The organism is Clostridium vitabionis (assembly GCF_015351765.1).
Taxonomy (GTDB): Bacteria; Bacillota; Clostridia; order Lachnospirales; family Lachnospiraceae; genus Clostridium_R; species Clostridium_R vitabionis.
Genome location: NZ_JADKQA010000001.1, coordinates 920,497 through 943,736 on the forward strand (window position 1 = coordinate 920,497; position 23,240 = coordinate 943,736).

The 23,240-nt window shown below is 58.9% G+C and carries 18 protein-coding genes and 1 other RNA gene; 2 read left to right on the forward strand and 17 right to left on the reverse strand.

From position 1 onward, the window contains the following. Positions 1 to 101: 101 nt before the first annotated feature. The 8 genes from argJ to ISF27_RS04035 all read right to left on the reverse strand — a co-directional run bounded on the left by argJ (position 102) and on the right by ISF27_RS04035 (position 10,878). Complete coding sequence (gene argJ / locus ISF27_RS04000) at positions 102 to 1,313, reverse strand: bifunctional glutamate N-acetyltransferase/amino-acid acetyltransferase ArgJ (RefSeq protein ID WP_207727373.1); 1,212 nt, start codon at positions 1,311 to 1,313, stop codon at positions 102 to 104. A gap of 89 nt (positions 1,314 to 1,402) precedes the next feature. After that, positions 1,403 to 2,341 (reverse strand): N-acetyl-gamma-glutamyl-phosphate reductase, encoded by a 939-nt coding sequence (gene argC / locus ISF27_RS04005; RefSeq protein WP_194609305.1) that lies wholly within the window; start codon positions 2,339 to 2,341, stop codon positions 1,403 to 1,405. A gap of 2 nt (positions 2,342 to 2,343) precedes the next feature. Beyond that, on the reverse strand, positions 2,344 to 3,741 hold the full coding sequence (argH, locus tag ISF27_RS04010) for an argininosuccinate lyase (protein WP_194609307.1): 1,398 nt from the start codon (positions 3,739 to 3,741) through the stop codon (positions 2,344 to 2,346). A 205-nt stretch (positions 3,742 to 3,946) separates the two neighbouring features. Continuing rightward, positions 3,947 to 5,197, reverse strand: a complete 1,251-nt coding sequence (locus tag ISF27_RS04015; protein ID WP_194609309.1) for an argininosuccinate synthase — start codon at positions 5,195 to 5,197, stop codon at positions 3,947 to 3,949. 252 nt (positions 5,198 to 5,449) lie between these two features. After that, positions 5,450 to 6,811, reverse strand: coding sequence for an MATE family efflux transporter (locus tag ISF27_RS04020; protein WP_194609311.1), 1,362 nt, complete (start codon positions 6,809 to 6,811; stop codon positions 5,450 to 5,452). An 84-nt stretch (positions 6,812 to 6,895) separates the two neighbouring features. After that, positions 6,896 to 8,245: an ABC transporter permease gene (locus ISF27_RS04025; RefSeq protein ID WP_194609313.1), complete on the reverse strand. Its 1,350-nt coding sequence runs from the start codon at positions 8,243 to 8,245 to the stop codon at positions 6,896 to 6,898. Next, on the reverse strand, positions 8,232 to 10,133 hold the full coding sequence (locus tag ISF27_RS04030) for a COG1361 S-layer family protein (protein WP_235986006.1): 1,902 nt from the start codon (positions 10,131 to 10,133) through the stop codon (positions 8,232 to 8,234). Before ISF27_RS04030 ends, ISF27_RS04025 begins: the two co-directional genes overlap by 14 nt. A gap of 46 nt (positions 10,134 to 10,179) precedes the next feature. Continuing rightward, complete coding sequence (locus ISF27_RS04035) at positions 10,180 to 10,878, reverse strand: ABC transporter ATP-binding protein (RefSeq protein WP_194609315.1); 699 nt, start codon at positions 10,876 to 10,878, stop codon at positions 10,180 to 10,182. A gap of 259 nt (positions 10,879 to 11,137) precedes the next feature. Here ISF27_RS04035 and pyrB point away from each other — a divergent pair, with 259 nt between their 5' ends. Further along, positions 11,138 to 12,058 carry an aspartate carbamoyltransferase gene (gene pyrB, locus ISF27_RS04040; protein WP_194609317.1) on the forward strand — a complete coding sequence of 307 codons (921 nt, stop codon included), beginning with the start codon at positions 11,138 to 11,140 and terminating at the stop codon, positions 12,056 to 12,058. Beyond that, positions 12,052 to 12,495, forward strand: a complete 444-nt coding sequence (locus ISF27_RS04045) for an aspartate carbamoyltransferase regulatory subunit (RefSeq protein WP_194609319.1) — start codon at positions 12,052 to 12,054, stop codon at positions 12,493 to 12,495. Before pyrB ends, ISF27_RS04045 begins: the two co-directional genes overlap by 7 nt. Positions 12,496 to 12,660: 165 nt before the next feature. Here the strand turns inward: ISF27_RS04045 and ISF27_RS04050 are convergent, their stop codons facing one another. From ISF27_RS04050 to ISF27_RS04090, 9 genes are all read right to left on the reverse strand, one after another. Beyond that, a complete protein-coding gene (locus ISF27_RS04050; RefSeq protein ID WP_194609321.1) occupies positions 12,661 to 13,605 on the reverse strand; it encodes an L-lactate dehydrogenase in 945 nt (314 codons plus the stop codon). A gap of 233 nt (positions 13,606 to 13,838) precedes the next feature. Next, positions 13,839 to 14,534 (reverse strand): hypothetical protein, encoded by a 696-nt coding sequence (locus ISF27_RS04055; protein ID WP_194609323.1) that lies wholly within the window; start codon positions 14,532 to 14,534, stop codon positions 13,839 to 13,841. 457 nt (positions 14,535 to 14,991) lie between these two features. Beyond that, an RNA gene (gene rnpB, locus ISF27_RS04060) (RNase P RNA component class A) lies at positions 14,992 to 15,344 on the reverse strand. 220 nt (positions 15,345 to 15,564) lie between these two features. After that, entirely contained in the window at positions 15,565 to 17,208 is a 1,644-nt protein-coding gene (locus ISF27_RS04065) for a nucleoside kinase (protein ID WP_407926052.1), read from the reverse strand. 32 nt (positions 17,209 to 17,240) lie between these two features. Further along, positions 17,241 to 17,951 carry a tRNA (adenine(22)-N(1))-methyltransferase gene (locus ISF27_RS04070; RefSeq protein WP_207727374.1) on the reverse strand — a complete coding sequence of 237 codons (711 nt, stop codon included), beginning with the start codon at positions 17,949 to 17,951 and terminating at the stop codon, positions 17,241 to 17,243. A gap of 12 nt (positions 17,952 to 17,963) precedes the next feature. Further along, complete coding sequence (locus tag ISF27_RS04075; RefSeq protein WP_194609327.1) at positions 17,964 to 18,764, reverse strand: Nif3-like dinuclear metal center hexameric protein; 801 nt, start codon at positions 18,762 to 18,764, stop codon at positions 17,964 to 17,966. An 84-nt stretch (positions 18,765 to 18,848) separates the two neighbouring features. Next, positions 18,849 to 19,973, reverse strand: coding sequence for an RNA polymerase sigma factor RpoD (rpoD, locus tag ISF27_RS04080; protein ID WP_328701511.1), 1,125 nt, complete (start codon positions 19,971 to 19,973; stop codon positions 18,849 to 18,851). Between the two features lie 261 nt (positions 19,974 to 20,234). Next, positions 20,235 to 22,037, reverse strand: coding sequence for a DNA primase (dnaG, locus tag ISF27_RS04085; protein ID WP_194609331.1), 1,803 nt, complete (start codon positions 22,035 to 22,037; stop codon positions 20,235 to 20,237). A gap of 47 nt (positions 22,038 to 22,084) precedes the next feature. Then, entirely contained in the window at positions 22,085 to 23,068 is a 984-nt protein-coding gene (locus tag ISF27_RS04090) for a deoxyguanosinetriphosphate triphosphohydrolase (protein WP_194609721.1), read from the reverse strand. Between the last annotated feature and the right edge of the window lie 172 nt (positions 23,069 to 23,240).

Consider the following 23,240-nt stretch of genomic DNA (forward strand, 5'->3'; position numbering starts at 1 on the left):
CCTCCCCAACTCTGCCGGAATATCCCGCCGGCAGCTGACTGCGTTTTCCCGCTCCGGCGGATGCCGGCCATCACGTTTTTCCCGCTCCGGCGGATGCCGGATCAGGTGCGGTAATCGCCGTTGATCTTCACGTAATCATACGTCAGGTCGCAGCCCCAGCAGGTGGCCTCGCCGTCCCCTTCCTTCATGGTGACGTTGATCTCCACCTCATCCTCGGAAAGGATCTTTTTCGCGAGATCCTCATCGAAATCGATGCCTCTGCCGCCCCTGCAGACCGCGATCCGGCCCACGCGGGACGCGAAGGCGATATCGACGCCGGACGGATTGAACGCCACGCCGGAATATCCCATCGCGCAGAGGACGCGGCCCCAGTTGGCGTCAGCGCCGAACATGGCCGCCTTCGTTAAGGAGGAGGACCCGATGGACTTCGCCAGTGTCTCCGCCTCATCCTCACTCTTCGCCCCGCGCACATTGACCGTCACCAGGCGGGTAGCGCCCTCGCCGTCGGCGGCAATCTTCTTCGCGAGATCCTGCATGACCTCATGGAGCGCTTCGGAAAATGCCGGATAATCCCCGCCGGGCTCGAGGATGGGGGCATTGCCCGCAAGGCCGTTCGCCATCAGGATACAGGAATCGTTGGTCGAGGTGTCGCCGTCGATCGATACCCGGTTGAAGGTCGTGCGGACATTTTCCAGGAGGGCGCGCTTGAGCATCGCACTGCTGACCGCGGCATCCGTCGTGATGTAGCAGAGCATCGTGCCCATGTTCGGATGGATCATGCCGGAGCCCTTGCAGATGCCGCCGAGGCGGCAGGTCTTCCCGCCGAGCTCGAATTCCACGGCGGAGAGCTTTTCCTTCGTGTCGGTGGTCATGATCGCCCGCGCAGCCTCCAGGGCGTTATCTTCCTTCATCTCGATCTCCCCGATGTGCTCCCGGATCGGTTTCAGGGGGAGTTCCATGCCGATGACGCCGGTGGAGGAGACAAGCATCAGATTTTCCGGAATCCCCAGCTTCTCAGCCCCAAGCTTCGCCTCGGCCACCGCGTTATCCATCCCGTTCGGCGCGCAGGCATTGGCGATGCCGGAATTGACGATAACTCCCTGCGCCTTGCCGTTCGCGAGCCGGTCGCGGTCGAGAATGACCGGAGATGCCTTGACGACATTCCTGGTAAATACCCCGGCCGCATTGCATACCACGTCTGAGGCGATGATCGCGAGATCCTTCTTGCTCTGCGAGCGGCGGATGCCGCAGTGCACCGCACCTGCCTTAAATCCCTTTGCGGCACAGACGCCGCCGTCTATCTTCTTGATCATGTTCTGCTCCTTCCATGCCGGCCGGATTTCCCCTGACCGGTGTCCTGCCTGCCGGCATCACTCCTGCCGGCAGGCGAAACCTCCGCCCGTCAGAGATTGAGCCCCGAGGTTTCTTCAAATCCCAGCATCAGGTTCATGTTCTGCACGGCGGCGCCGCCCGCGCCCTTCCCGAGATTATCAAACAGCGCGGTCACGATCGTCTGATCCTCATGGCCGTTCACGATGATCTCCATCCGGTCGCTGCCGGAGAGCGTATTCGCGGCGATCATGCCGTCGTATCCGAAAGGATGGACGCCCACCATCTTCTCCCCCGCATAATAATCCGCGAGGGCGCGGTGAATGTCCTCCGCAGAGGGCTTACCCGGGAGGCAGGCGTTCGGGATCATCGTCGTCACGGCCATGCCCTTGTAGTAATCATCCACCACAGGGACAAAGACCGGCGGCACGGTGAATCCCGGGATTTTCTGCATCTCCGGCAGGTGCTTATGCCGGAGCGTCAGGCCGTAGAGCCGCGGCGCGCCATACATCGGCGCCCTGTCCGCAGCCTCGTACTCGGCAATCATCTTCTTCCCGCCGCCGGAATAGCCGGTCAGGGAAAACACCGTGAGTGGGGTGTCCGCCGGAATGATCCCGGTTTTCACCAGCGCAAACATGGGGATGACAAAGCCGGAGGCATGACAGCCGGGATTGGCTACCCGCCGGGAGGTGCGGATCCGCTCCCGGAATTCGGGTGCGAGTTCCGGGATGCCGTAGTCCCATCCCGGGGCTGTCCGGTGGGCTGTCGAGGCATCGATCACTCTCGTCCGGGGATTCTCAATCATCCCGGCCGCTTCCGCCGCCGCAGCGTCCGGCAGGCAGAAAAACACCAGATCCGCCGCATTCATCATCTTTTTTCTGGCTTCCGGATCCCGGTGAAGCGCCTCCGGGATCTCCGCCAGCTCGATATCTGTCCGCCCGGACAGCCTGTCCCTGATCTGCAGCCCGGTAGTCCCGGACTGTCCGTCGATATAAACGACCGGTTTTGCCATGCTCAAGCCTCCCTGTCTTCCCCGTGTTCCTGTACGAAGTCCCGGATCCCCCGGATCTGGCGCTGAACCTCCTCCGGCGCCGGGCCTCCGATCACCTTCCTGCCCTTCACGCAGTTCACCAGGTCAATAGCCTCATAGACATCCTTGTCAAAGACAGCGGAATGCGCCCGGAACTCGTCCAGGGTAAGATCCGCCAGCCCTTTCTCCTTCCGGATGCACTCGGCGACAAGCTGGCCGGTGATATGGTAGGCATCTCGGAAAGGAACGCCCTTTTTGGTCAGATAATCCGCGCAGTCCGTCGCGTTGATAAATCCGCGGCTCGCCGCCTTCTTCATGTTCTCCGGAAGAACCGTCATCGTGCGGAACATCGGGATAAAGACGCGCAGGGACATTTTCACGGTGTCCACCGCGTCAAATACCGCCTCCTTGTCCTCCTGCATATCCTTATTATAAGCGAGCGGAAGTCCCTTGAGGAAAGTCAGCATCGTGATGAGGGAACCGTAAACCCGTCCGGTTTTCCCCCGGATCAGCTCACAGACATCCGGGTTCTTCTTCTGCGGCATGATGGAGGAGCCGGTGGAAAATGCATCGTCCAGCTCGACGAACTTGAATTCCCAGGAGCACCAGAGGATGATCTCCTCAGAAAACCGGGAGAGGTGCATCATGAGAATCGAGAGGTCGGCGCAGAGCTCCACGCAGTAATCCCGGTCGGAGACACCGTCCAGGGAGTTCTGGGTCAGCCGCGCGAACCCGAGCTGCTCCCGCACATAATCCCGGTCGATCGGATAGGTCGTCGAAGCCAGGGCGCCGGAGCCGAGCGGCAGATCATCCATGAGCTCCAGCGTATTTTCCAGGCGGAGGACATCCCGGCGGAGCATCTGCGCGTAGGCCATCATGTAGTGGCCGAACGTCACCGGCTGCGCCCGCTGGAGATGCGTATATCCCGGCATGACCGTGTGTAGGTTGGCCTCAGCGCTCTCGGAGAGGGCATCCATCAGTTCAAGGACCAGCGCCCTGATGTTCCGGATCTCTTTCTTCACATAGAGGCGCATATCGAGCGCAACCTGGTCATTCCGGGAACGGGCAGTGTGCAGGCGCTTTCCGGCATCGCCGATCCGCTCCGTCAGAATCTGCTCAACGTTCATGTGGATATCCTCGTAATCCTCGGAGAACGTAATTTTCCCATCCTCGATATCCCGGAGGATCCCGTTCAGCCCCTCCACAATCCGGTCCGCCTCGGAGGGCGCAATGATGTGCTGCTTTCCCAGCATTTTCGCGTGGGCGATGGAACCGGTGATATCCTCGCGGTAAAGACGCTGATCAAATGAGATCGACGAGTTGAAATCGTCCACCGTCTTGTCTGTATCCTTGCCGAACCGCCCTGACCAAAGTTTTGCCATCGTTTTACCTCATAATAATGTCATACAGCTCAGCGCCTTTCGCGGCACTGGGCTGCATGAGATGATATGCTTCTGTTCAATTATTATAGCGCAGTTCCGCCGGCAGGTAACCGGCCGCGCGCATTTTCCCCTGCATTTTTATGCGTGCGCGCGCTCCCGGATCCGCCCGCCGGGCGCAATACCCGGGGAAATGCGGCCGTCCGGATTACTCTACGGTCGGGAAGTGCTTTCCGCTCTTCTGGAAGAGCTCGCGGTCATTCAGCGCGCGAACCTTGATCGGAAGGCCGAACAGGTTGATGAAGCCCGCGGAATCTGCCTGGTTGTAGCAGTCGTCCTCGTCAAAGGTCGCCATACCGCTCGAGTACAAGCTGTACGGGGAGGTCACGGAAGCCGGGATGATGTTGCCCTTGTAGAGCTTCAGCTTGACATCGCCCGTCACGGTCTCCTGGGTGGAATCCACAAAGGCGGACAGGGCCTTGCGCAGCGGGGTGTACCACTGGCCGTTGTATACCAGCTCACCGAACTTCTGGGCAACCTGCGCCTTGTAGTGCTGGGTCTCGCGGTCGAGCGTGATCTCCTCCAACTTTGCGTGTGCCGCATAGAGGATGGTTCCGCCCGGCGTCTCATAGACACCGCGGCTCTTCATGCCGACGAGGCGGTTCTCGACGATGTCGAGGATACCGATGCCGTTCTTGCCGCCCATCTTGTTCAGCGTCTCGATCACGGTCTCTGCGTCCATCTCCTTGCCGTCGATAGCGGTCGGAACACCCTTCTCAAAGTGAATGGTCACATACTCCGGCTCATCCGGTGCCTGCTCCGGGGAGACAGACAGCTCCAGGAAGCCGGGCTTGTTGATCGGCGCCTCATTTGCCGGATCCTCGAGGTCAAGGCCCTCGTGGGACAGGTGCCAGAGGTTCTTATCCTTGGAATAGTTGGTCTCCTTGTTGATCTTCAGCGGAATATGGTGTGCCTCCGCGTACTCGATCTCCTTCTCGCGGGAATTGAGATCCCAGAAGCGCCACGGCGCGATGACATCCATATCCGGGGCAAATGCCTTGATCGCCAGCTCGAAGCGCACCTGGTCATTGCCCTTGCCGGTGCAGCCGTGGCAGATGGCGTCAGCGCCTTCCTTCCGGGCAATCTCGACGATCCGCTTCGCGATGATCGGGCGGGCGAAGGAGGTTCCGAGCAGGTACTTCTCATAGGTAGCGCCGGCCTTCACGGTCGGGATAATATAATCGTTGACAAATTCCTTCTTCAGATCCTCGATGTACAGCTTGGAAGCCCCGGTCTTGAGCGCCTTCTCCTCGAGGCCGTCAAGCTCGGCACCCTGGCCGACATCCGCGGAAACCGCGATGATCTCCGCGCCGTAGTGCTCTTTCAGCCACGGAATCAGTACAGAAGTGTCAAGGCCGCCGGAATAGGCGAGAACGATCTTGTTATATTTTTTAGCCATAGTGAAGTCCTCCCGGATAATCTCTCAAGATTTGTTTTCCTCATCGGAAACTGACGCCAATTATAGCGCGGGGATTTCAGGAAATCAACCCCCGGAATGCATTTATATACATATTTTTTCGAATTAACTCTGTATATATCCGTTTGTAATGCATATTTATACATTTGCATTGCATATTATAATTTATTTCCTATTGTGCCCATATCCGCAGCCCTATGCAGCCCGCGCGCATCTTCCGGAAAGGCCCTGCCCTCACCGCACCGGGGCGAGCGATTTCAGGATTCTGGGGAATTTCCAGAGAAAAATCCCCGTGCAGCAAAGCGCCGCCAGGGCATCCGCTGTCGATTCCGCAAGATAAACGCCGAGATACCCCGGCCGCACAAAAAGCTGGAAAATAAAGACCAGCGGAATCAGCAGGATAGCTTTCCGGAGCAGGGCGATAAAAAGCGAGACCTTCGCCTGGTTAGTGGCGACAAAGGTGTTCTGGCATCCCCGCTGGAGACCGAAAATCGCCATGCCGCTCATGAAGAAGGGCATCACGCGGGCGACCGTCCCGAGGAGCTCCGGATCAGACGTAAAGCATGAGGCGAACCGGACAGGGCAGAGCACCATCCAGAGCACGAGAAGGAAATTGTAGGAAAAACACAGGATCACGAGAAGCCTCACGCTCTCCGTTAGACGCTTCGGGTTCCGGTGGCCATAGTTATACGAGATGATCGGGCTCACCCCCTGGCCGAGCCCCTGGACCGGCACGGAGAGCAGCTGCATCCCGGACTGCATGACCGCCAGGGCACTGACATAGATGTCCCCGTACTTGGACAGCTGCCCGTTCAGAATGAAGCCAACCAGGGATTCCGTCGAAGCCATGACAAAGGGGGAAATGCCGAGGGCGGCAATCTCCCGGTAAATGGTAAAATCCGGCAGCATCATCGCCGGAACCACCGGAAGAACGGTCTTCTTCCCCATGAGAAACCGGAGGATCAGGACAGCACTTAACGCCTGGGAAATGACCGTCGCCAGGGCAGCGCCGCGCACGCCCATGCGGAAGCCGAAAATCAGCACTGGGTCGAGCGCGATATTGAGCGCCGCGCCGGCCGACACGGCGAGAAAAGAAATTTTCGTCTTTCCCTGCGCATTGACAAACGGGGAGAGCCCGAGCGTCAGGAGGACAAACAGGGTGCCCATCAGATAGATCCGCATATACGGGAGGGCATAGGGGAGCGTCGTCCCGCTCGCCCCGCAGGCGTGGAGAATCCCGGAGAGAAACGGCAGGCAGATCCCCATGGCCGCCGCGGTGAAGATCAGCAGCATAGACAGGCAATTATTCATGATCCGCCGCGCCTTCTCTATCTTCCCCTGCCCCAGGGCGATCGAGGCGAGCGGCGCACCGCCGCCTCCGGCAAAGCCCGCAAATGCCGCGATCAGGACAATCAGCGTGTTGCAGATGCCGACGCCGGCCAGCGCGTTGGTCCCCGTGCCCGGCATGTGCCCGATATAAATCCGGTCGACAAGATTATAGAGAAGATTGACCAGCTGTGCCGCCACGGAAGGCATCGCCATTCGGAAGACCAGCCGCCCCATTTTCTCCTGTTCAAATTCTTCCCTGTAATCCATGCTGCCTCCATCCCGAAAAGCATAGAAAGAATATCCCAAAAACGGCCGCCCGCAGGAAACCCAAGCGGGCGGCTGTTTTTCCGTTTACTCATTCCGGATCGCCGCGAGCGGGCTCAGCATCATCGCCCTCCTCGCCGGGAAGTATCCAGCCGCCATGCCGATCAGCGCGGCGAAGGCGAGGGCGGCTCCGGCGAGCCAGAGGGGAATGATGGAGAGCCGCACCGTCATGGTGCCGTCCCCAAGGCTTGTCCCGAGAAGCCGGTTCAGAACCGCGGAGACGCCCCAACTGAACACAAGGCCTGCAGCGCCTCCCATGAGCCCGATCATCCCGGCTTCCATGAGGAACATCCGCCGGATGTCCCGGAGGTCGCATCCGAGCACCTTCATGATGCCGATCTCCTTCGTCCGCTCGTAGATCGACATCATCATCGTGTTGGTGATCCCGATCGCCGCCACCAGGAGGGACACAGCACCGATGCCGCCCAGAACCGCCTGGATCATCTGGCTGGTTTTCTGGGACTGCTTTACCCACGCCATAGGGCTGTCCGCCTGATAGCCGAGATCCTGGAGAGCCTTCTGGACCTCCTCCACATGATCCATGTCGTCAACCTCCACCCGGCATTCCGAGTAGATAAAATACCGGTAGGGCTTACCCTTGCGGTTCACCGGCTGCCCGGGGATCTGCCGCTTTCCGTAAATCTGCCGGAGCTGCTGCTCGAGCTTCTCCAGGTCACAGTATACATTATAACTGTAGGCGTTGTAATCGGAAATTGTCCCTTTGACAAATCCGGACACCGGAAGCAGGTATTTTTTCGGCGGGGATGTCCGCTCCGTCCCCTCGGCCGGATTCTGCGCCGCATAGTAGGCGTCGGTATCAAAAATCGTGAACACCGGCTCATGGAAATCAACCGGCGCCGTGTCGGTTGACCAGTAGTCTTCCTGGTGCGTATTTTTCGGGTTATAGAAGTTCAGTGGCACCATGTTGCCCACGACAAGCTCCAGGCCGGTCCCCTTTCCGGAGGGCAGCTTTCCCTCGCCCAGCGGGATCGCCCTCATCGCCCGGATTGGGATCCCGACAAGGCTGATATATCCCTCGTAAAGCCCCTGTTTCATCAACACCGAACAGCTCAGGGCGGGGTAGGCGTCAGTTACATGGGGGATGGAGGTAAATCCGTCAACCACGCTGTCCGTCAGGAAGCTCTTCTCGGCGTCCTTCTTCGACGTATCCATGTCATAATTGCTCACCGTGATCGTCGTGAGGCTCGTCTCGGAGGAAAACTGGTCCATGATGAACTGGTTGAGGCCGATGCCGAGGGACATCATGACGACGATGGACGTCGTCCCGATAAAGACGCCGAGCACAGTGAGGAAGGTGCGCAGGCGCCGCCGGAGGAGATTGCCCAGGCTGATCCCCAAAAGGTCACGTAATGTCATCCTCCATCTCCTCTTTTTTCGCGCGCTCCGCGCGTTTCTTCTTTCTTCTCCGGAGGAAAAGGACAGCAGCAGCCGCGGCGGCGAGCGCCAGGGCGATTTTCCTGCCGTATTTCTGCCCGAAGGTCTCCTCGGGCACCTCCTCCGGGATATCCACGTCCGTCTCCGGCATCTGCGCCTCGAGCACCGTCAGGTTCATCGATTTCTCGGTCTCGGTCACCTGACCGTACTCGTCCTCATAGCTGATGACCATGCGGATCTTTCCATCGTCCATGGTCGGGGCGATGCCGGTCAGCATGGTATCCACATTTCCGCTCTCCCCGGGCTTGATGTTCCCGACATAAGCCTCCGCCGGGTCAATGGAATCCGCCTCAAACCGCGCGGTCACATTGTAGAGGATCACCTTGCCGGTATTGTTCACCGGGAACATGACATTGGTCTCCGACCCTGTCTCGATCGTATCCGGCATCACGTCGATCGTCCCGAGCGTAAAGCGGGATTCCTGACGGACCGGGACGGCGATCGTCACCTCAGCCGTTGCATTCTTGAATTCCGGGCTGTCATACTGCTCCTTGACGGTAAATTTATAGGATTTCTGCGGAACCGTGGGATCCGGGATAAAGCGCATCGCGATCTCCCCCGAGGCCCCGGGGGCTAGATTGTTGATTACCGCCGAGTTGGATCCGCCGTCCGCGGTGAACACCGGGGCATTGTCCGCCTCCTCCGATTCGAGCGTCAGCATCAGGTTCGCCGCCGGAATCTTGTCGGAGGCATTTTTCATCCGCAGGTGAAGCGTGAAGGGCTTTCCGGCATAGACATCGGCCGGCTCGGTGGAAAATGCGTCCACGATGATCCTCGCCTTCGTCCGCTCCTGCTCGCCGGCGTTCGCGTCCAGGCCGTCTTCCTTCTCATCGTCCTTTCCCCTGACGCGGACATAGCAGACGAGGTCGACCGGCTCCTCGTAGTCGTCCTCCTCGGACTTCCGGTAGCTCAGGAGATAGTGAATCGGGAAAAATCCGCTCTTCACGTCCTCGCGGACGGCCATGCTGTAGGAAACCTCCGTGCTCTGCCCGGGCTCCAGATCCCCGATATTCCTCCGGTAGTTCCCTTCATTGATATCAAAAGGAAATTTGGTGCTGTCCGCGTCGAGCTGCATATCCAGCCTCGCCGCGCAGATTTTCTTCTGGCCCACATTGGTCAGGACAACCGAATAATTCATCACCTGGCCGTAAGCGGCATAGGGGGTCATCTGCCCGTCGCCGAGCGTAAAGTCGTAATCCACGCGGCTGTTTTTCTCGTCCTCATCCGACTCGTTCTCGGCCTTCGCCGCCTTCACCCAGAGGTTCACGCCGAAGCCTCTGCCGCCCTGCCAGCGCCCGCCGTCGGATTCCAGATAGAAAAATGCCGGATAATACCCCTGCGGCAGGTCGCGGCGGAGACGGTAGGTCACGCTGACATTTTTCGTCCCCTTTGCCCGGACATCGCCGATGCTTTTCGCCTTATAGGTATCCGAATCCGCCTCGAAGGGGTAGTTGTCGGGGACATGGCGCACGCTTTCCTCGTCATCGTCTTCATCATCGTCGTTCTCGTCATCCTCACGGAAAATCCCGTCATAGATGTCCTGGTACTCCTGCTCATCCACAAGCGTAATCCGGACATTTTTGAGGTCTTCCTCAAAGGTGTTGTGGATCGTGAAGCGAATCGTGATCTTCTGTCCTGCCCGCCCCTCGGGAACCTTGGACACCGTCACCTTGTCCCCGTTATAATCCTGCATATCCAGCATCGCCGCCTCCGCCCTGTGGGCAGCCGGCTGTCCGTTCGGAAATGCCGCCGTCAGGACCGCGGCGGCAAAAAGCGCCAGAATGGCACGAAATCCCCTTCTCCGTCTCATGCTCTTTCCCCCGTGCGGGGCTCTTTTGCCCCGCCTCATCTTCTCCTCAGAGCGCCATCGCGCCCTCCTCAACCGCCGTGATCTTCCCGTCCACGATATGCAGCCGCCGGTCCGCGTAGGAGGCAAGCCGGTTGTCATGGGTAACCATGACGAGTGTCTGCTTCTGCTCCCGGACGATTTTCTGCATCAGGTGCAGGATGTCCATGGTCGTATGGGAATCCAGGTTTCCCGTCGGCTCATCGGCAAAAATAATCTCCGGGTGGACGGTCAGCGCCCGGGCGATGCCCACCCGCTGCTGCTGCCCGCCGGACATCTGTCCCGGCATGTGATCCCGCACTTTCCTGAGCCCGACAAGATCGAGATATTTCTCCGCCTCCCGGAGCCGCTCATCCCTGCCGATTCCCCGGAACGCGAGGGGGAACGCGACATTTTCCAGCGCGTTCAGCGTCGGAATCAGGTTGTAGGACTGGAAAATAAAGCCCACATGCTCCCTTCGGAAGGCGACGAGATGATTCTCATCCATATTCTCGATGGAAATCCCCGCAACCCGGACCGTCCCCCGGGTCGGCGGCTCAAGCCCTGCGAGCATATTGAGCAGCGTCGATTTGCCCGAGCCGGAGGGGCCGACAATCGCGCAGAACTCCCCCTTCGGGATCGAAAAGGACACGCCGTCCAGTGCACGGACCTTCTCCTCGCCGACCCGGTAGATTTTATACAGATTACACACCTCAATGATCCCGCCCAAACCGCTCTCCCCGATTAACGTATGCAATAACTATTCAGAAAATTTCCAGTTATTGACATTATATCACAATGTGTCGTGAACCTTATTACGATACCTTTACAATTTCAGAATATAATTATTCATGAGGAAACAAAAACTGAATGACAACGGTCTCTCAGAACAGGAACAGATCCCTCCGCGGGTCTGGTAATTTTCCGGTGAATCCGATATAATCATCCCGAACCATGTCGCCTGTATTTTACAAGGAGGAGAAAAGCTCATGAGACACATGCTCAACCCGCTTGATTTCTCCGTGGAGGAGATCGGCCAGCTTCTCGATCTCGCCACCGATATCATGCACAACAGAGAAAAATACGCTCATGTCTGCGATGGCAAAAAGATTGCCACGCTTTTCTATGAACCAAGCACCAGGACGCGCCTGAGTTTTGAGACCGCCATGCTGAACCTCGGGGGAAGCGTGATCGGATTCGCCTCCGCGGATTCCAGCTCTGCGTCCAAGGGAGAGAGCGTGTCCGACACCATCCGGGTGATCTCCTGCTTCGCCGACATCGCGGCGATCCGCCATCCGAAGGAGGGCGCGGCCATCGTAGCAGCCTCCAAATCCTCGATCCCGGTCATCAATGCCGGCGACGGCGGCCACCAGCATCCGACCCAGACGCTGACCGACCTCATGACCATCCGCACCCTGAAAGGACGCCTGGATCACATGACCGTCGGCCTCTGCGGCGACCTGCTCTTCGGCCGGACCGTACACTCCCTGATCAACGCGCTGTCCAGGTACGAGGGGATCCGGTTCGTCCTCATTTCCCCGCCGGAGCTCCGGGTGCCGGATTACGTCAGGGAAATGCTGGACAAGAAAAATATTCCGTATAAAGAAGTCATGAGCCTCGACGAGGCCATGCCGGAACTCGATATCCTCTACATGACCCGCGTGCAGCGCGAGCGCTTCTTCAACGAGGAAGACTACGTCCGCATGAAGGGCTTCTATATCCTCGACAGGGAGAAGATGAAGAAGGCCAAACCGGATATGTATGTCCTCCACCCGCTCCCGCGCGTAAACGAGATTTCCGTGGATGTGGACGACGACCCGCGCGCCGCCTATTTCCGCCAGGTACAGTTCGGCGTCTACGTCCGTATGGCGCTCATCATGACACTTCTTGGGGTGAAAAAACCATGCTGAATATTTCGGGATTGAAGGAAGGCATTGTCCTTGACCACATTAAAGCCGGCCAGGGGCTGGAAATCTATGACCTGCTCGGCCTCGACAGGGTTGACGGCCAGGTCGCGATCATCAAGAATGCCCAGAGCCAAAAAATGGGCCGGAAGGACATCATCAAGATCGAGGGTTCCCTCGACCAGGTCGATCTCGATGCCCTCGGCTACATCGACCACAACATCACAGTCAACATCGTGAAGGACAACCGCATTGTAGAGAAGAAGAAGCTGAGCCTGCCGAAAATGATCACGAACGTGATCCGCTGCAAGAATCCGCGCTGCATCACCAGCATTGAGCAGGAACTGCCGCAGGTCTTCTATCTGGCCGATGAGAAGGCCGGCACCTACCGCTGCAAATATTGTGACGAGAAATATACCGGCCACGAGAACCGGAAAGTCTGAACAGAATCGTCCTGGGAAAATATCATCAGGGATGTGTGCCGCCGGGCGCACATCTGACAAAAGGGATCTCCCGCGGGAGATCCCTTTTGTCTGCCTCGGCATTTCCCGGACGGACGGAAAATGCCCTGTGTATGGCTTTCAGAAACTGCCGTGCCCGGCCGCCTCTCAGATCACGGCGTCCCGGATCACCCCCGCGAGGACATCAGCCGAAGCGCGGAGCGCCTCCTGCTCCTCCTCATTCAGGTGGATCGGAACCATCCCCTCGGAACCGCCCCTTCCGACGATTCTCGGCATGCTCAGGGAAAGGCCGCTGATCCCGTACTCGCCGTGCATCATCGAGGAGATCGGGAGAATGGACTTCTCGTCCCGCACGATCGCCTCGCAGATACGGACTACCGACATGGCAATGCCGTAATAAGTCGCCTTTTTCTTCTCGATAATCTCGTAGGCGCTGTTCTTCACCTTCTCCGCGATTTCCCGCATTGCCGCCTCGTGCTCATGATGGCCGCGCATATCGCAGAAATCATTGAGCGGGACACCGGACACGTTGGCGCTGGACCAGGCAGCGATCTCGCTGTCGCCGTGTTCGCCGATGATAAAGGCGTGGACACTTCGGGGATCGACATCCAAATGCTGTCCCAGGAGATATTTGAGCCTTGCCGTATCGAGCGTCGTTCCGGAGCCGATCACCCGCTCCTCCGGCATGCCGCTGTATTTTACGGCAGTGTAGGTGAGGACATCGACCGGGTTCGCGACAACGAGCATCACGCCCTCGCAGTGCCGCTTCGCGATCTCCGGCATGATCGACTTGAAAATCCCGGTGTTCTTCTTCACGAGATCCAGCCTGGTCTCCCCCGGCTTCTGCCCCGCGCCGGCGGTCACGATAATGACCGCCGCGTCCGCGATATCGTCATAACTGCCCGCATAGATTTCCATCGGCCGGGCAAAGGGAAGCCCGTGGCTGATGTCCAGCGCCTCGCCCTCCGCCTTGTCGTGATCGGCGTCAATCAGGACCATCTCTGAAAAGAGGCCGCTCTGCATGAGCGCGAACGCGGACGACGCGCCGACAAAACCACAACCGATAACCGCTGCCTTGCGAAGATTCACCATAATATTCCTTCCTTTCTCAGAAGAACCTGTCCTGTCTCTGGATTCTGCGATGACTATACCGGATTGCAGAGAATTTGTCTGTTGTTATGACAACATATTAACAAAATTTAATATATTGAATTGCATATCAAGTGCTGGCACAGCCGGAATGCTGCTTTCATCCGCCGTCATGCAGCCAGGTGCCGCGTCGTGCGGCCTGGTAACGCCCGCATGCGGCCATGCCCGGCTGGCGCTCAGTCCTTGATCATCACCGTCTCCCCGGCTGCGTTCTGATAGGAATCGATATTGAGCCCGTAGCTGTTCACATAATCCTGCAGGTATTGGATCCTTGCCCGGCGGAGGTCAGATCCCGCCGTATCGCTGTCTGTGCCGTCAAACTTTCCGTAGAGATCTGATTTCCCCTCGCAGAGCGTTTTCAGCGCGGCATCATCCGTGCCGTCATCGAAGGAGACGGCCTCATATCCGTCGCCGGACTGCTTTAAGTGAAGCAGCCCGCGCCCGCCGCCCTGGCAGGTCTCCGTGAGTGTCGATCCGGACAGCGTATAACCGAACATCCGGAAATTCCCCCAGACCTTGACATCCTCCGGATCTGTCTCATCCGTCTCGAGAATCACCGGAGCGGGAACCAGGACACCGCCGTCCCCGGGATTCAGCGAGGAATTCCACTGATCCTGCATGAATTCGCAGACGCCGCTCTCGAGCAGGCTCTCCCCGCAGTAGACATAGGCGGGAAGGCCGGAAGCGGAGAGCGTCTCCTCATCCACGATGCTCTGGTTCACCGACTCGGCCGTCTCGTCATTGATCTCGATCGTCGGCGCCCCCGCCTTCGTCATGGCATCCGCCATATCCTGCTTCTGCCCGCAGGCAGAGAGGAACAGCGCCGCGGCAGCGCCGGGCAAAAGCGCCGTGAACCAGGTTTTCTTCTGCATGGGATCCTCCTTTCCCCCGGAACAGATTCCGGGATCCCCCTTCCCGCTTTCGTGAAATGGCACCGCGAAAGCCCCGGGGGATAAGCAAATTTGCATAGCTCGCACTAAACTCGCGCTTCGCCCGCTGGCTCGCGCCCCGCTCCGCGGATAGCCACTCCACTAAACTCGGACTGCGCTTTCGCTTGTCCTCGTTAAGTGGCTGGTTATCATTGGATAGCCACTCCACTAAACTCGGACTGCGCTTTCGCTTGTCCTCGTTAAGTGGCTGGTTATTGTTAAGTGCTCTGCGTAAGCAAATTTGCTAAGTTCGAACTGCGCTTTCGCTTGTTCTCACCAAGCAAATTTGCATAGCTCGCACTAAACTCGCGCTTCGCCTGCTGGCTCGCGCTTGTTAAGTGCTCTGCGTAAAAAAATCCCGGAAAGGCCTCGTCCGGTTCCTTTCCGGGAATACACTCATCGTATGAGCAGAACGATAAGCCGGGTTATGTCGTTGAATGGTCATCTATCTAGTCCTGATGTCGCCACCAGGCTCGAGCGACCTGCCCGAGAGCTGACGGGCCGCCATATGCTCTCTGTTCGGTCTTGCTTCAGATGGGGTTTACATGTGCCCTGCGTGTTACCACCCAGGCGGTAGTCTCTTACACTGCCTTTCCACCCTTACGCGGGTCTAAGCCCACGCGGTATATTTCTGTTGCACTATCCTGGGAGTCGCCTCCACCAGACGTTATCTGGCATCCTGCCCTGTGAAGCCCGGACTTTCCTCTCCTGCCGCCTTTCGGCGATCGCAGCAGCGACCATTTGTCCTGCTCAAAACAATCGAAGTTTAACAGATTCAACCGGCCAAGTCAAGCCTCGGCCAGTCTCCCTGCCGGAATGGTGGGCCAGCCCTGGCCCGTATCTACACCCGCTGCCGGCACACGGCAGCGCCTTCGTCTTACAGCCCGAAGCAGCCGCCGCGCCTTCCTCTTACAGCCCGAAGCAGCCGCCGCGCCTTCCTCTTACAGCCCGAAGCAGCCGCCGCGCCTTCCTCTTACAGCCCGAAACAGCCGCCGCCGATAAATTCCCGGAGGAGGGAATTCTGCGGGACGTTCTCGCTCGTGATCCCGAGGAAATAATCCAGGAACTTGAGCAGGCGCTTGGCTTCCGGGTATTCCGGGCAGTCCCTGGGGACGCTGTAGAGCAGCGGCTCCGCAAACTGCTTGAGCACCGCAAGCTCGTAGACGAGGGCGGAGTTGAACATCACATCCGCACTGTCCTGGAACGGGAAAATATTCTTCTCCTCGCCCCGCCGGACACTGTCCCACATCCGGATCGTGCACCGGGCGTCATTTCCCCTGGTCCTCGCGTCGCGGATGATGCGGCGGATAAGCCGCCCGTCCGTCGTCGGAATCCGGTTGTGCTCATCGATATTGAGCTGGGTCAGCGCGCTGATGTAAATCCTGAACTTCTCATCCGGCCGGAGGGCGTAGGACAGCTTATCATTCAGGCAGTGGATGCCCTCAATGACGAGCACGTCGCCCTCGCCGAGCTTCAGGAAATCGCCGCGGTACTCGCGCTTGCCCGCGACAAAGTTATAGTGCGGAAGCTCCACCCGCTCACCCGCGAGAAGTGCCTGCATATCCGCGTTGAACTGCTTCCGGTCCAGGCAGTCGATGGATTCGTAGTCATAATTGCCGTTCTCGTCCCTCGGGCTGTCCTCCCGGTTCAGGAAATAATCATCCACGCCGATCGGATGGGGGCGGAGGCCATTTGCCGCCAGCTGGATGGACAGCCTGTGGGAAAATGTCGTCTTGCCCGACGAGGACGGCCCCGCGATCATGACGATCTTCCGGCCAGTGTCCACGATCCTGGCGGCGATATCGCCGATCTGTTTCTCCTGCAAGGCCTCCTGCATCAGAATGATGTCCTCTGTCCTGCCGTGGGCAATCTGGGTGTTAAAGGTTCCCACGTCAAAGATCCCCGTCCTCTCCCCGTGGACGACCGCCTCATGCTGGATCTCGAACAGCTTCCGGCTGGCCGTAAAGGGCGGGATGGTCTCCGGATCACTCCGCGCGGGGAGAAGAAGAACAAAGCCCTTGTCGTAGAGCGCAAGGTCAAAGATCTTCACATAGCCGGTATCCGGCACCATGTAGCCGTAATAGTAATCGTCGAAATTCTCAATACTGTACACATTGACCTTGGAGCTCCGGCGGAAGCTGAACAGCCTGGCCTTGTCGTACATGTGATGCTTAGTGAAAAGTTCCACCGCGTCATCCGTGTTGACGCTCCGCTTGTGGATGCTGATCCTCTTATCCCTGAGCTCCAGCATTCTGGCCTTGACCCGGCCAAGCAGCTGTTCATCCGCCTGCGCGCCGTCCCTGGTCTCAATATAAATGCCGCTTCCGAGGGAAAAGCACACGTGAAGCCGGCTGATATCCTCTTTTCCGGCCACATCATAGTATGCTTTCATCAGGAGGAAAAGCGCGCTCCGGCGGTAGGTCATATAGCCCGCCTTATCCCTTGCGGTGAGAAACCTGACCTCCGCATCCTCCATGAGCACCTTGTCCAGCTCCCGCAGGCGCCCATTCACGGAAACCAGCAGAATGTCATCGTCAACATCCTTCTGAAATTCCTCCGCAATCGCATGGTAAGGCGTGCCATAAGCATATTCCCTCACCGCTCCGTCAATTTTCACCTTCAGCAATTCCTGGCACCTTCTTCCTTCTGTCAGCACATCCGTCTCCGGGCATCCTCGATCAGGGCAAGATATCCGCGGATCTCTCCGACCCGGGCACTTGCCCGGTCCGTCCCCGCCGCTCTGAGCGCATCCAGGATTGTCCCGCACAGGTTCTCCTCCCGGTCAAGATACTCGAGAAAAACCGGATCCTTCCCGCGGATCAGTTCCCGGCCGAAGCGGATCTCCGTCTCGTCGAGCGGCGCTGAAGCTTTCCCCGGAACGACATCCATCACAAGATAATATTTTCCCATGTCCGTGAGCATCTTTTCGCGGGCAATCTCATAACCGGCACCGTCGAGATAGCGCCGGACCTCATCGATCTCGGACTGCGGGGAGAGGATCAGGTGCCGCATCGATCGGGCTGTCTCCTCCCCCTCCGTGAGAATCCGAACGATCAGGGCACCGCCCATCCCGGCGATCACCGCGGTATCCGCTTCACCGGGATGGAGCGCCGCGAATCCGTCCGAGAGCCTTGTCTCGATCTGATCGGAAAGACCGGCGAGCAGGATGTGCTCCCTTGCCGCGGCGAGCGGCCCCTCCCGGACATCGAGGGCAAGTGCCCGAGCCGCCGCGCCGTCCTGCAGAAGGCGGATCGGGAGAAAACCGTGGTCGGTCCCGATATCCGCCACCACTGCGCCCTCGGGGACAAAAGAAGCGATCATCCTGAGCCGCGCCGAAAGTTCGATTTTTCCGTCACTCATCCTGTCCTCTTTTCAGACCGCCGTCATCGGGAAATGCTCCGGCATCGCGGATATCTCCACCTCACCCGGCAGCACCTTCTCAAGGTACGCTTTCATCACCGGCATAAAGATGTGCTCTATGCCGTAATGCCCGGCATCGATCACGGAAAGTCCCTGTTCCAGGGCGTCAAGACCCTGATGGTGGCTGATATCGCCGGTGACATACACCTCAGCGCCGGAGCGCACAGCATTCGCGATATCGCTCCCGCCGGAGCCCGGGCAGATAGCCGCGGTGCGCATTTTCCTGTCGGACGAAAGGTCGCCGAAGACCTGCACCTGCGGGATCCCGAAGCGTTCCTTGACAAATTCCGCGGTCTCCCTGAGCGTCATCTCCCGGGGAAGCTTGCCGTAAGCCCCGATCCCGTAAGGGCGCCCATCCGCCATCGTGCCCATCGGATCAAGGATCGCACATCCCGTAAGCGAGAGCCTTTCCGCCGCGGCATCGCCCATGCAGCCCGGCGCCGCGTCAAAATTCGTGTGCATCGCGTAGTAGCTGATATCCGCCTGGATCATGCGGAGAATCCGCTTCCCCACGAAATCCCGGTCGCTGACCTTCCGGATTCCATGGAAAATCAGCGGGTGATGCGTGATGATCATTTCCGACTTCTTCCGCACCGCCTCGTCGATCACCTCATCCGTCACATCGACGGCAAGGAGAATCCGCCGGACCTCCTTATCCGACCTCCCGGCCTGGAAACCGGGATTATCCCAGTCGCAGGCGAGCGATTCCGGGGCAAGCTCCCGGCATTTTTCGATCACTTCCCAGCACTTCATCTTCCATCTCCTCCATCCCGCAGGCCTGCCCCAGGCTTCCCGTCCGCAGGTTACTTCCCGCAGGCCGGCTGCTTCCGGCCGCCGTCAATCTTCCAGGTAGTCCCGGAGCTTCCCGCCCCGGCTGGCCCGGTGCAGCTTCTTGAGCGCCTTCGACTCAATCTGGCGGATGCGCTCGCGGGTCACATTGAACTGCCTGCCGACCTCCTCCAGCGTCCTCGGTTTTCCGTCGTCCAGGCCAAAGCGCAGGCGGATCACCTGCTGCTCGCGGTCAGACAGCGTACCGATCACGTCATTCAGTTCCTTCCGGAAAGAATTCTCCGTCGCGACATCCACCGGGGAATCAGAGGAATTGTCCGGGATGAAATCCTCAAGATGGCTGTCGTCCTCCTCGCCGACCGGCGTGCTTAGGGAAACCGGATCCTGGTTTTTCGTGATATCGATGATCTCCCGCACCTTCTCGGGCGTCTCTCCCATGCGCTTCGCGATTTCCTCCGGCGTGGGCTCCCTGCCGAGCTCCTGGAGGAGCTGGCGCGAGGTCTTGACCTCCCGGTTGATCGTCTCGACCATGTGCACCGGGACACGGATCGTCCGGGACTGGTCCGCGATCGCGCGGGTGATCGCCTGCCGGATCCACCAGGTAGCGTAGGTGCTGAACTTATTGCCCTTCGTGTAATCGTACTTATCGACCGCCTTGAGAAGGCCGATATTCCCCTCCTGGATCAGGTCGAGGAACGGAAGGCCGCGGCCAACATACCGCTTGGCGATGCTGACCACGAGGCGGAGATTTGCCTCCGTGAGCTGCTGCTTCGCGAGCTTATCCCCCTCGGACATCTTCTTTGCGAGGGAGATCTCCTGCTCCGCCGTGAGGAGCGGGATCTTGCCGATCTCCTTGAGATACTGCCGGACCGGGTCGGAGACAGAGCCCCGGGCACCGGTATCAAGCTCGGCGCTCTTAATCTCCCGGTCCGCGTCTTCCTCCTCCTTCTCGCTGTCCTCACTCGAATAGAGGTCTGAATCCAGATCCTCCGCCAGAGATTCATCCTCCGGGCGGAGGATATCAATATCATGGTCATCCAGATAGTCGTAAATCCTGTCCAGTTCAGCCGGTTTCAGAATCTTCGGAAATGCGGAGGCAATCGTCTTCTCATCGAGCGCATTGCCATTCTGCCTCCCCCTCTCGACCAGCGAGCGCAGCGTATCCTCAAAAATCTTCTGCTCCGCGGCCTTCTCTGCCCTGGAGCTGTTTCTTCTCTGTTCCGCTGCTGCGGGATCCTTCTTTGTACGCAAATCAGATACCTCCCTGGACGGCTTCCTGCCATCCTGTGACTGAATTTCCGGGGTGTCGGCGCTCTTTCCGGGGTGCGGGCAAGCTTTCCAAGTTGTTGATACTATTTTCGGAGCGCGGGCACTCTTCCCTGGGGACGGGCACGCTTTCCCGGGGTTGGATCTCCCCATGCTGCAGCGATCCCGTCATCCCAGATCGAGATTCGCCAGCTCCGCCTGCTGGCGGATAATCTCCTGCATTTCCCGGATGTCGCCCGCCTCCCTGAGCTTCACATCCAGGCTGTTCTTCCGGATCTTCCGGACGGTCTCGGTCAGCGCCTTGGGGCCGCTCTCCCGGAGCGACGCCGCCATCCCCTCGCTGAAAAGCCCGGCAATCTCCTGCGCGTCGTCTCCCTCCGCCTGATAGCGGCTCAGAAGCTGCGCCGGGAGGACTTTTCCGTCCGGTGATTTTTCGTGCTGGGCAAATACATCCGCCGCTGCCTTCCTGTACACCGGATCCTGGAAATCCGCCGGCCCGATAATCCCCCGGATTTTGTCAAAATCCGTCGGATCGTTGATCAGCATGCCGAGAAGAAGCCGCTCGGACTGGCGGATGCCGTCCTCCCGCCTTTTCCTCGGATTTGCCTGCATTTTCACGGGCTGTTCCGGCATTCCGGCGCTGCCCCGGGCATTTGCCCCCGCAGAAGGCCGGGAACCGGTTCCGTAAGAGAGGCCCATGCGGTTCACGAGCGCGGCCAGCTCGTCCTTCGGGATGAAGAATTCCCGGGCGACCGCGTCGATGTAGCTCTCCCGCTCAAGCGGCTCGTCAAATTCCAGAAGTTTCCGCGCGGTCTCCCGGTAAAACCTTGTCCGCTGTTCGGGGTCATCCATATCGAGATCCCGCTTAAGGACGTCAATCTCAAAGAGAAAGCTGTTCCGGGCTTCCGCGATCCGCTGTTCAAAGGCTTCCCTGCCCTCAGCCTTGATGAACTCGTCGGGATCCTTGTGCGGCCGCATATTCAAGACTTTCGTGGAAATGCCGACATTCCTGAGCATCGGGATCGCCCTGAGCGCCGCCTTGACGCCCGCGCCGTCGCTGTCGTAGGTCAGGATGACCGTGTCCGTATAGCGGCGGAGGATCGCGGCATGCTGCTCCGTCAGCGAGGTGCCGAGAGAAGCTACGGAATTGGTGAATCCCGCCTGGTGCATGGCGATGACATCCATGTACCCCTCGCAGAGAAGCATATATTTCTTCCGGGAGCTCCGGGCAAAATTGAGCCCGTACAGGTTCCGGCTTTTCTCAAAAATCCTGGTTTCCGGGGAATTGAGATATTTCGGTTCCCCGTCCCCCATCACGCGCCCGCCGAAGCCGATGACCCGGCTGTTCGCGTCCATGATCGGGAACATCACCCGGTTCCAGAACTTGTCAAAAACGCCCTTCTCCGTGTAGGTAAACAGCCCGGTCTCCTTGAGCACCGCGTCTGCGTAGCCCCTGCCCCTGAGGAACCGGTAGAGGTCGTCCGAGGTCTTGTTGGAATAGCCGAGGCCGAAATGCCGGATTGTCGCGTCCGTGAGCGCCCGCCCGGTAAAATACGAGAGCCCCTGCTCTCCCTTCGGGGATTTCAGCTGGATATAGAAATAGTTCGCAGCCAGCTTATTGACCTCAAACAGCTTCTGCCTGAGATCCGCCTCCTCCTTCGCCTTCCCGGTGAGCTCCCGCTTCGGCAGCGCGATTCCCGCGCGGTCGGCGAGGCGCTGCACCGCCTCCGGAAACGAGAGCTGCTCATACTGCATGAGGAAGGAGAATACATTTCCGCTCGCGCCGCACCCGAAGCAGTGGTACATCTGCTTCTCCGGGGACACCGAGAAGGATGGCGTCTTTTCCCCGTGGAACGGGCAGAGCCCGAAATAGTTGGCCCCGGACTTCTTCAGCTGGATGTAGCCGGAGATCACCTCGACAATATCATTCCTGCTCCGGACCTCATCAATCAGCTCCTCAGAATACCGCACCGCGGACTTCCCCCTTCCTGCTTGTCATTTACGAAAAAACGCCGGCGTCAGATTTTCCAGCTCATGGGCACGAACAGCTCATTGAACCGGTCGATCGCGTAGCTGTCCGTCATACCCGCGATATAGTCACAGACGATCCGCTCCTTTGTCTCATGCCGCGCCTGCATAATGTCCAGATACTCCGGCGGCATCTCATGAATGTGCTTGGTATAATAGTCAAAAAGCATCAGAAGGAGATGCTGCGCCTTCGGCTCCTGCGACTTCGCGACCGGGTTCGAATAGACGTTCTCAAACATCCATTTCCGCAGGTCGGTCATCGCCCGCTCCACATCCGGCGACATCCGGATGTCCGGCTGTCCCATGCTCTGGTAAATGATATCGTGAATCAGCGTGTTCAGCCGGGATTTCACACTGTCCCCCAGCACATCGGTGTATTCCCGCGGGATATCCTCCTCGCGGAAAATCTTCGCCCGGATCGCGTCATCGATATCGTGGTTGATGTAGGCGACCTTGTCCGACAGGCGGACAATCTGCCCCTCGAGCGTGTGCGGATGCCCGGACAGGCGGTGGTTCAGGATACCGTCCCTGACCTCCCAGGTGAGATTGAGCCCCTGGCCGTTCTTCTCGAGAACCTCCACCACGCGGACGCTCTGCGTATAGTGGGCAAATCCGTCCGGACAGATCTCGTTCAGGATCCGTTCCCCGGCATGGCCGAAAGGCGTATGCCCGAGATCATGCCCGAGCGCGACCGCCTCCGTCAGCGATTCATTTAGCCTGAGCGCCCTTGCGATCGTCCGCGCGATCTGCGCGACCTCGAGCGTGTGGGTCAGGCGCGTCCGGTAGTGATCGCCCTCCGGGCTCAGGAATACCTGCGTCTTGTGTTTCATCCGGCGGAACGACTTGCAGTGGAGAATCCGGTCCCGGTCCCGCTGATAGCATGGCCGGATATCACACGGCGGTTCTTCGCGGTCCCGCCCGCGGCTCTCCGAGGACAACGCCGCATAAGGGCTCAGAAATTCCCGCTCGGCCATCTCCGCCTGTTCCCGGATGGTAAGGCGTTCTTCCGGTTCCTTATTTGTCAACGCGCTCTCACCTCCCTGGAAAATCCCTCCCGGCAGGATTCCGGTTCTATCCGCCGGTGTGTCCGTCAAAACGCAATAATTTATTTTACCATGGAATATGAGATTTTGCCTAAATTTATGG

Excerpts from the sequence above, each read along its gene's own strand:
- argJ (WP_207727373.1), bottom strand. The coding sequence starts at position 1,313 with ATGATCAAGAAGATAGACGGCGGCGTCTGTGCCGCAAAGGGATTTAAG.
- argC (WP_194609305.1), bottom strand. The coding sequence starts at position 2,341 with ATGGCAAAACCGGTCGTTTATATCGACGGACAGTCCGGGACTACCGGG.
- argH (WP_194609307.1), bottom strand. The coding sequence starts at position 3,741 with ATGGCAAAACTTTGGTCAGGGCGGTTCGGCAAGGATACAGACAAGACG.
- ISF27_RS04015 (WP_194609309.1), bottom strand. The coding sequence starts at position 5,197 with ATGGCTAAAAAATATAACAAGATCGTTCTCGCCTATTCCGGCGGCCTT.
- ISF27_RS04020 (WP_194609311.1), bottom strand. The coding sequence starts at position 6,811 with ATGGATTACAGGGAAGAATTTGAACAGGAGAAAATGGGGCGGCTGGTC.
- ISF27_RS04025 (WP_194609313.1), bottom strand. The coding sequence starts at position 8,245 with ATGACATTACGTGACCTTTTGGGGATCAGCCTGGGCAATCTCCTCCGG.
- ISF27_RS04030 (WP_235986006.1), bottom strand. The coding sequence starts at position 10,133 with ATGAGACGGAGAAGGGGATTTCGTGCCATTCTGGCGCTTTTTGCCGCC.
- pyrB (WP_194609317.1), top strand. The coding sequence starts at position 11,138 with ATGAGACACATGCTCAACCCGCTTGATTTCTCCGTGGAGGAGATCGGC.
- ISF27_RS04045 (WP_194609319.1), top strand. The coding sequence starts at position 12,052 with ATGCTGAATATTTCGGGATTGAAGGAAGGCATTGTCCTTGACCACATT.
- ISF27_RS04050 (WP_194609321.1), bottom strand. The coding sequence starts at position 13,605 with ATGGTGAATCTTCGCAAGGCAGCGGTTATCGGTTGTGGTTTTGTCGGC.
- ISF27_RS04055 (WP_194609323.1), bottom strand. The coding sequence starts at position 14,534 with ATGCAGAAGAAAACCTGGTTCACGGCGCTTTTGCCCGGCGCTGCCGCG.
- ISF27_RS04070 (WP_207727374.1), bottom strand. The coding sequence starts at position 17,951 with ATGAGTGACGGAAAAATCGAACTTTCGGCGCGGCTCAGGATGATCGCT.
- ISF27_RS04075 (WP_194609327.1), bottom strand. The coding sequence starts at position 18,764 with ATGAAGTGCTGGGAAGTGATCGAAAAATGCCGGGAGCTTGCCCCGGAA.
- ISF27_RS04090 (WP_194609721.1), bottom strand. The coding sequence starts at position 23,068 with ATGGCCGAGCGGGAATTTCTGAGCCCTTATGCGGCGTTGTCCTCGGAG.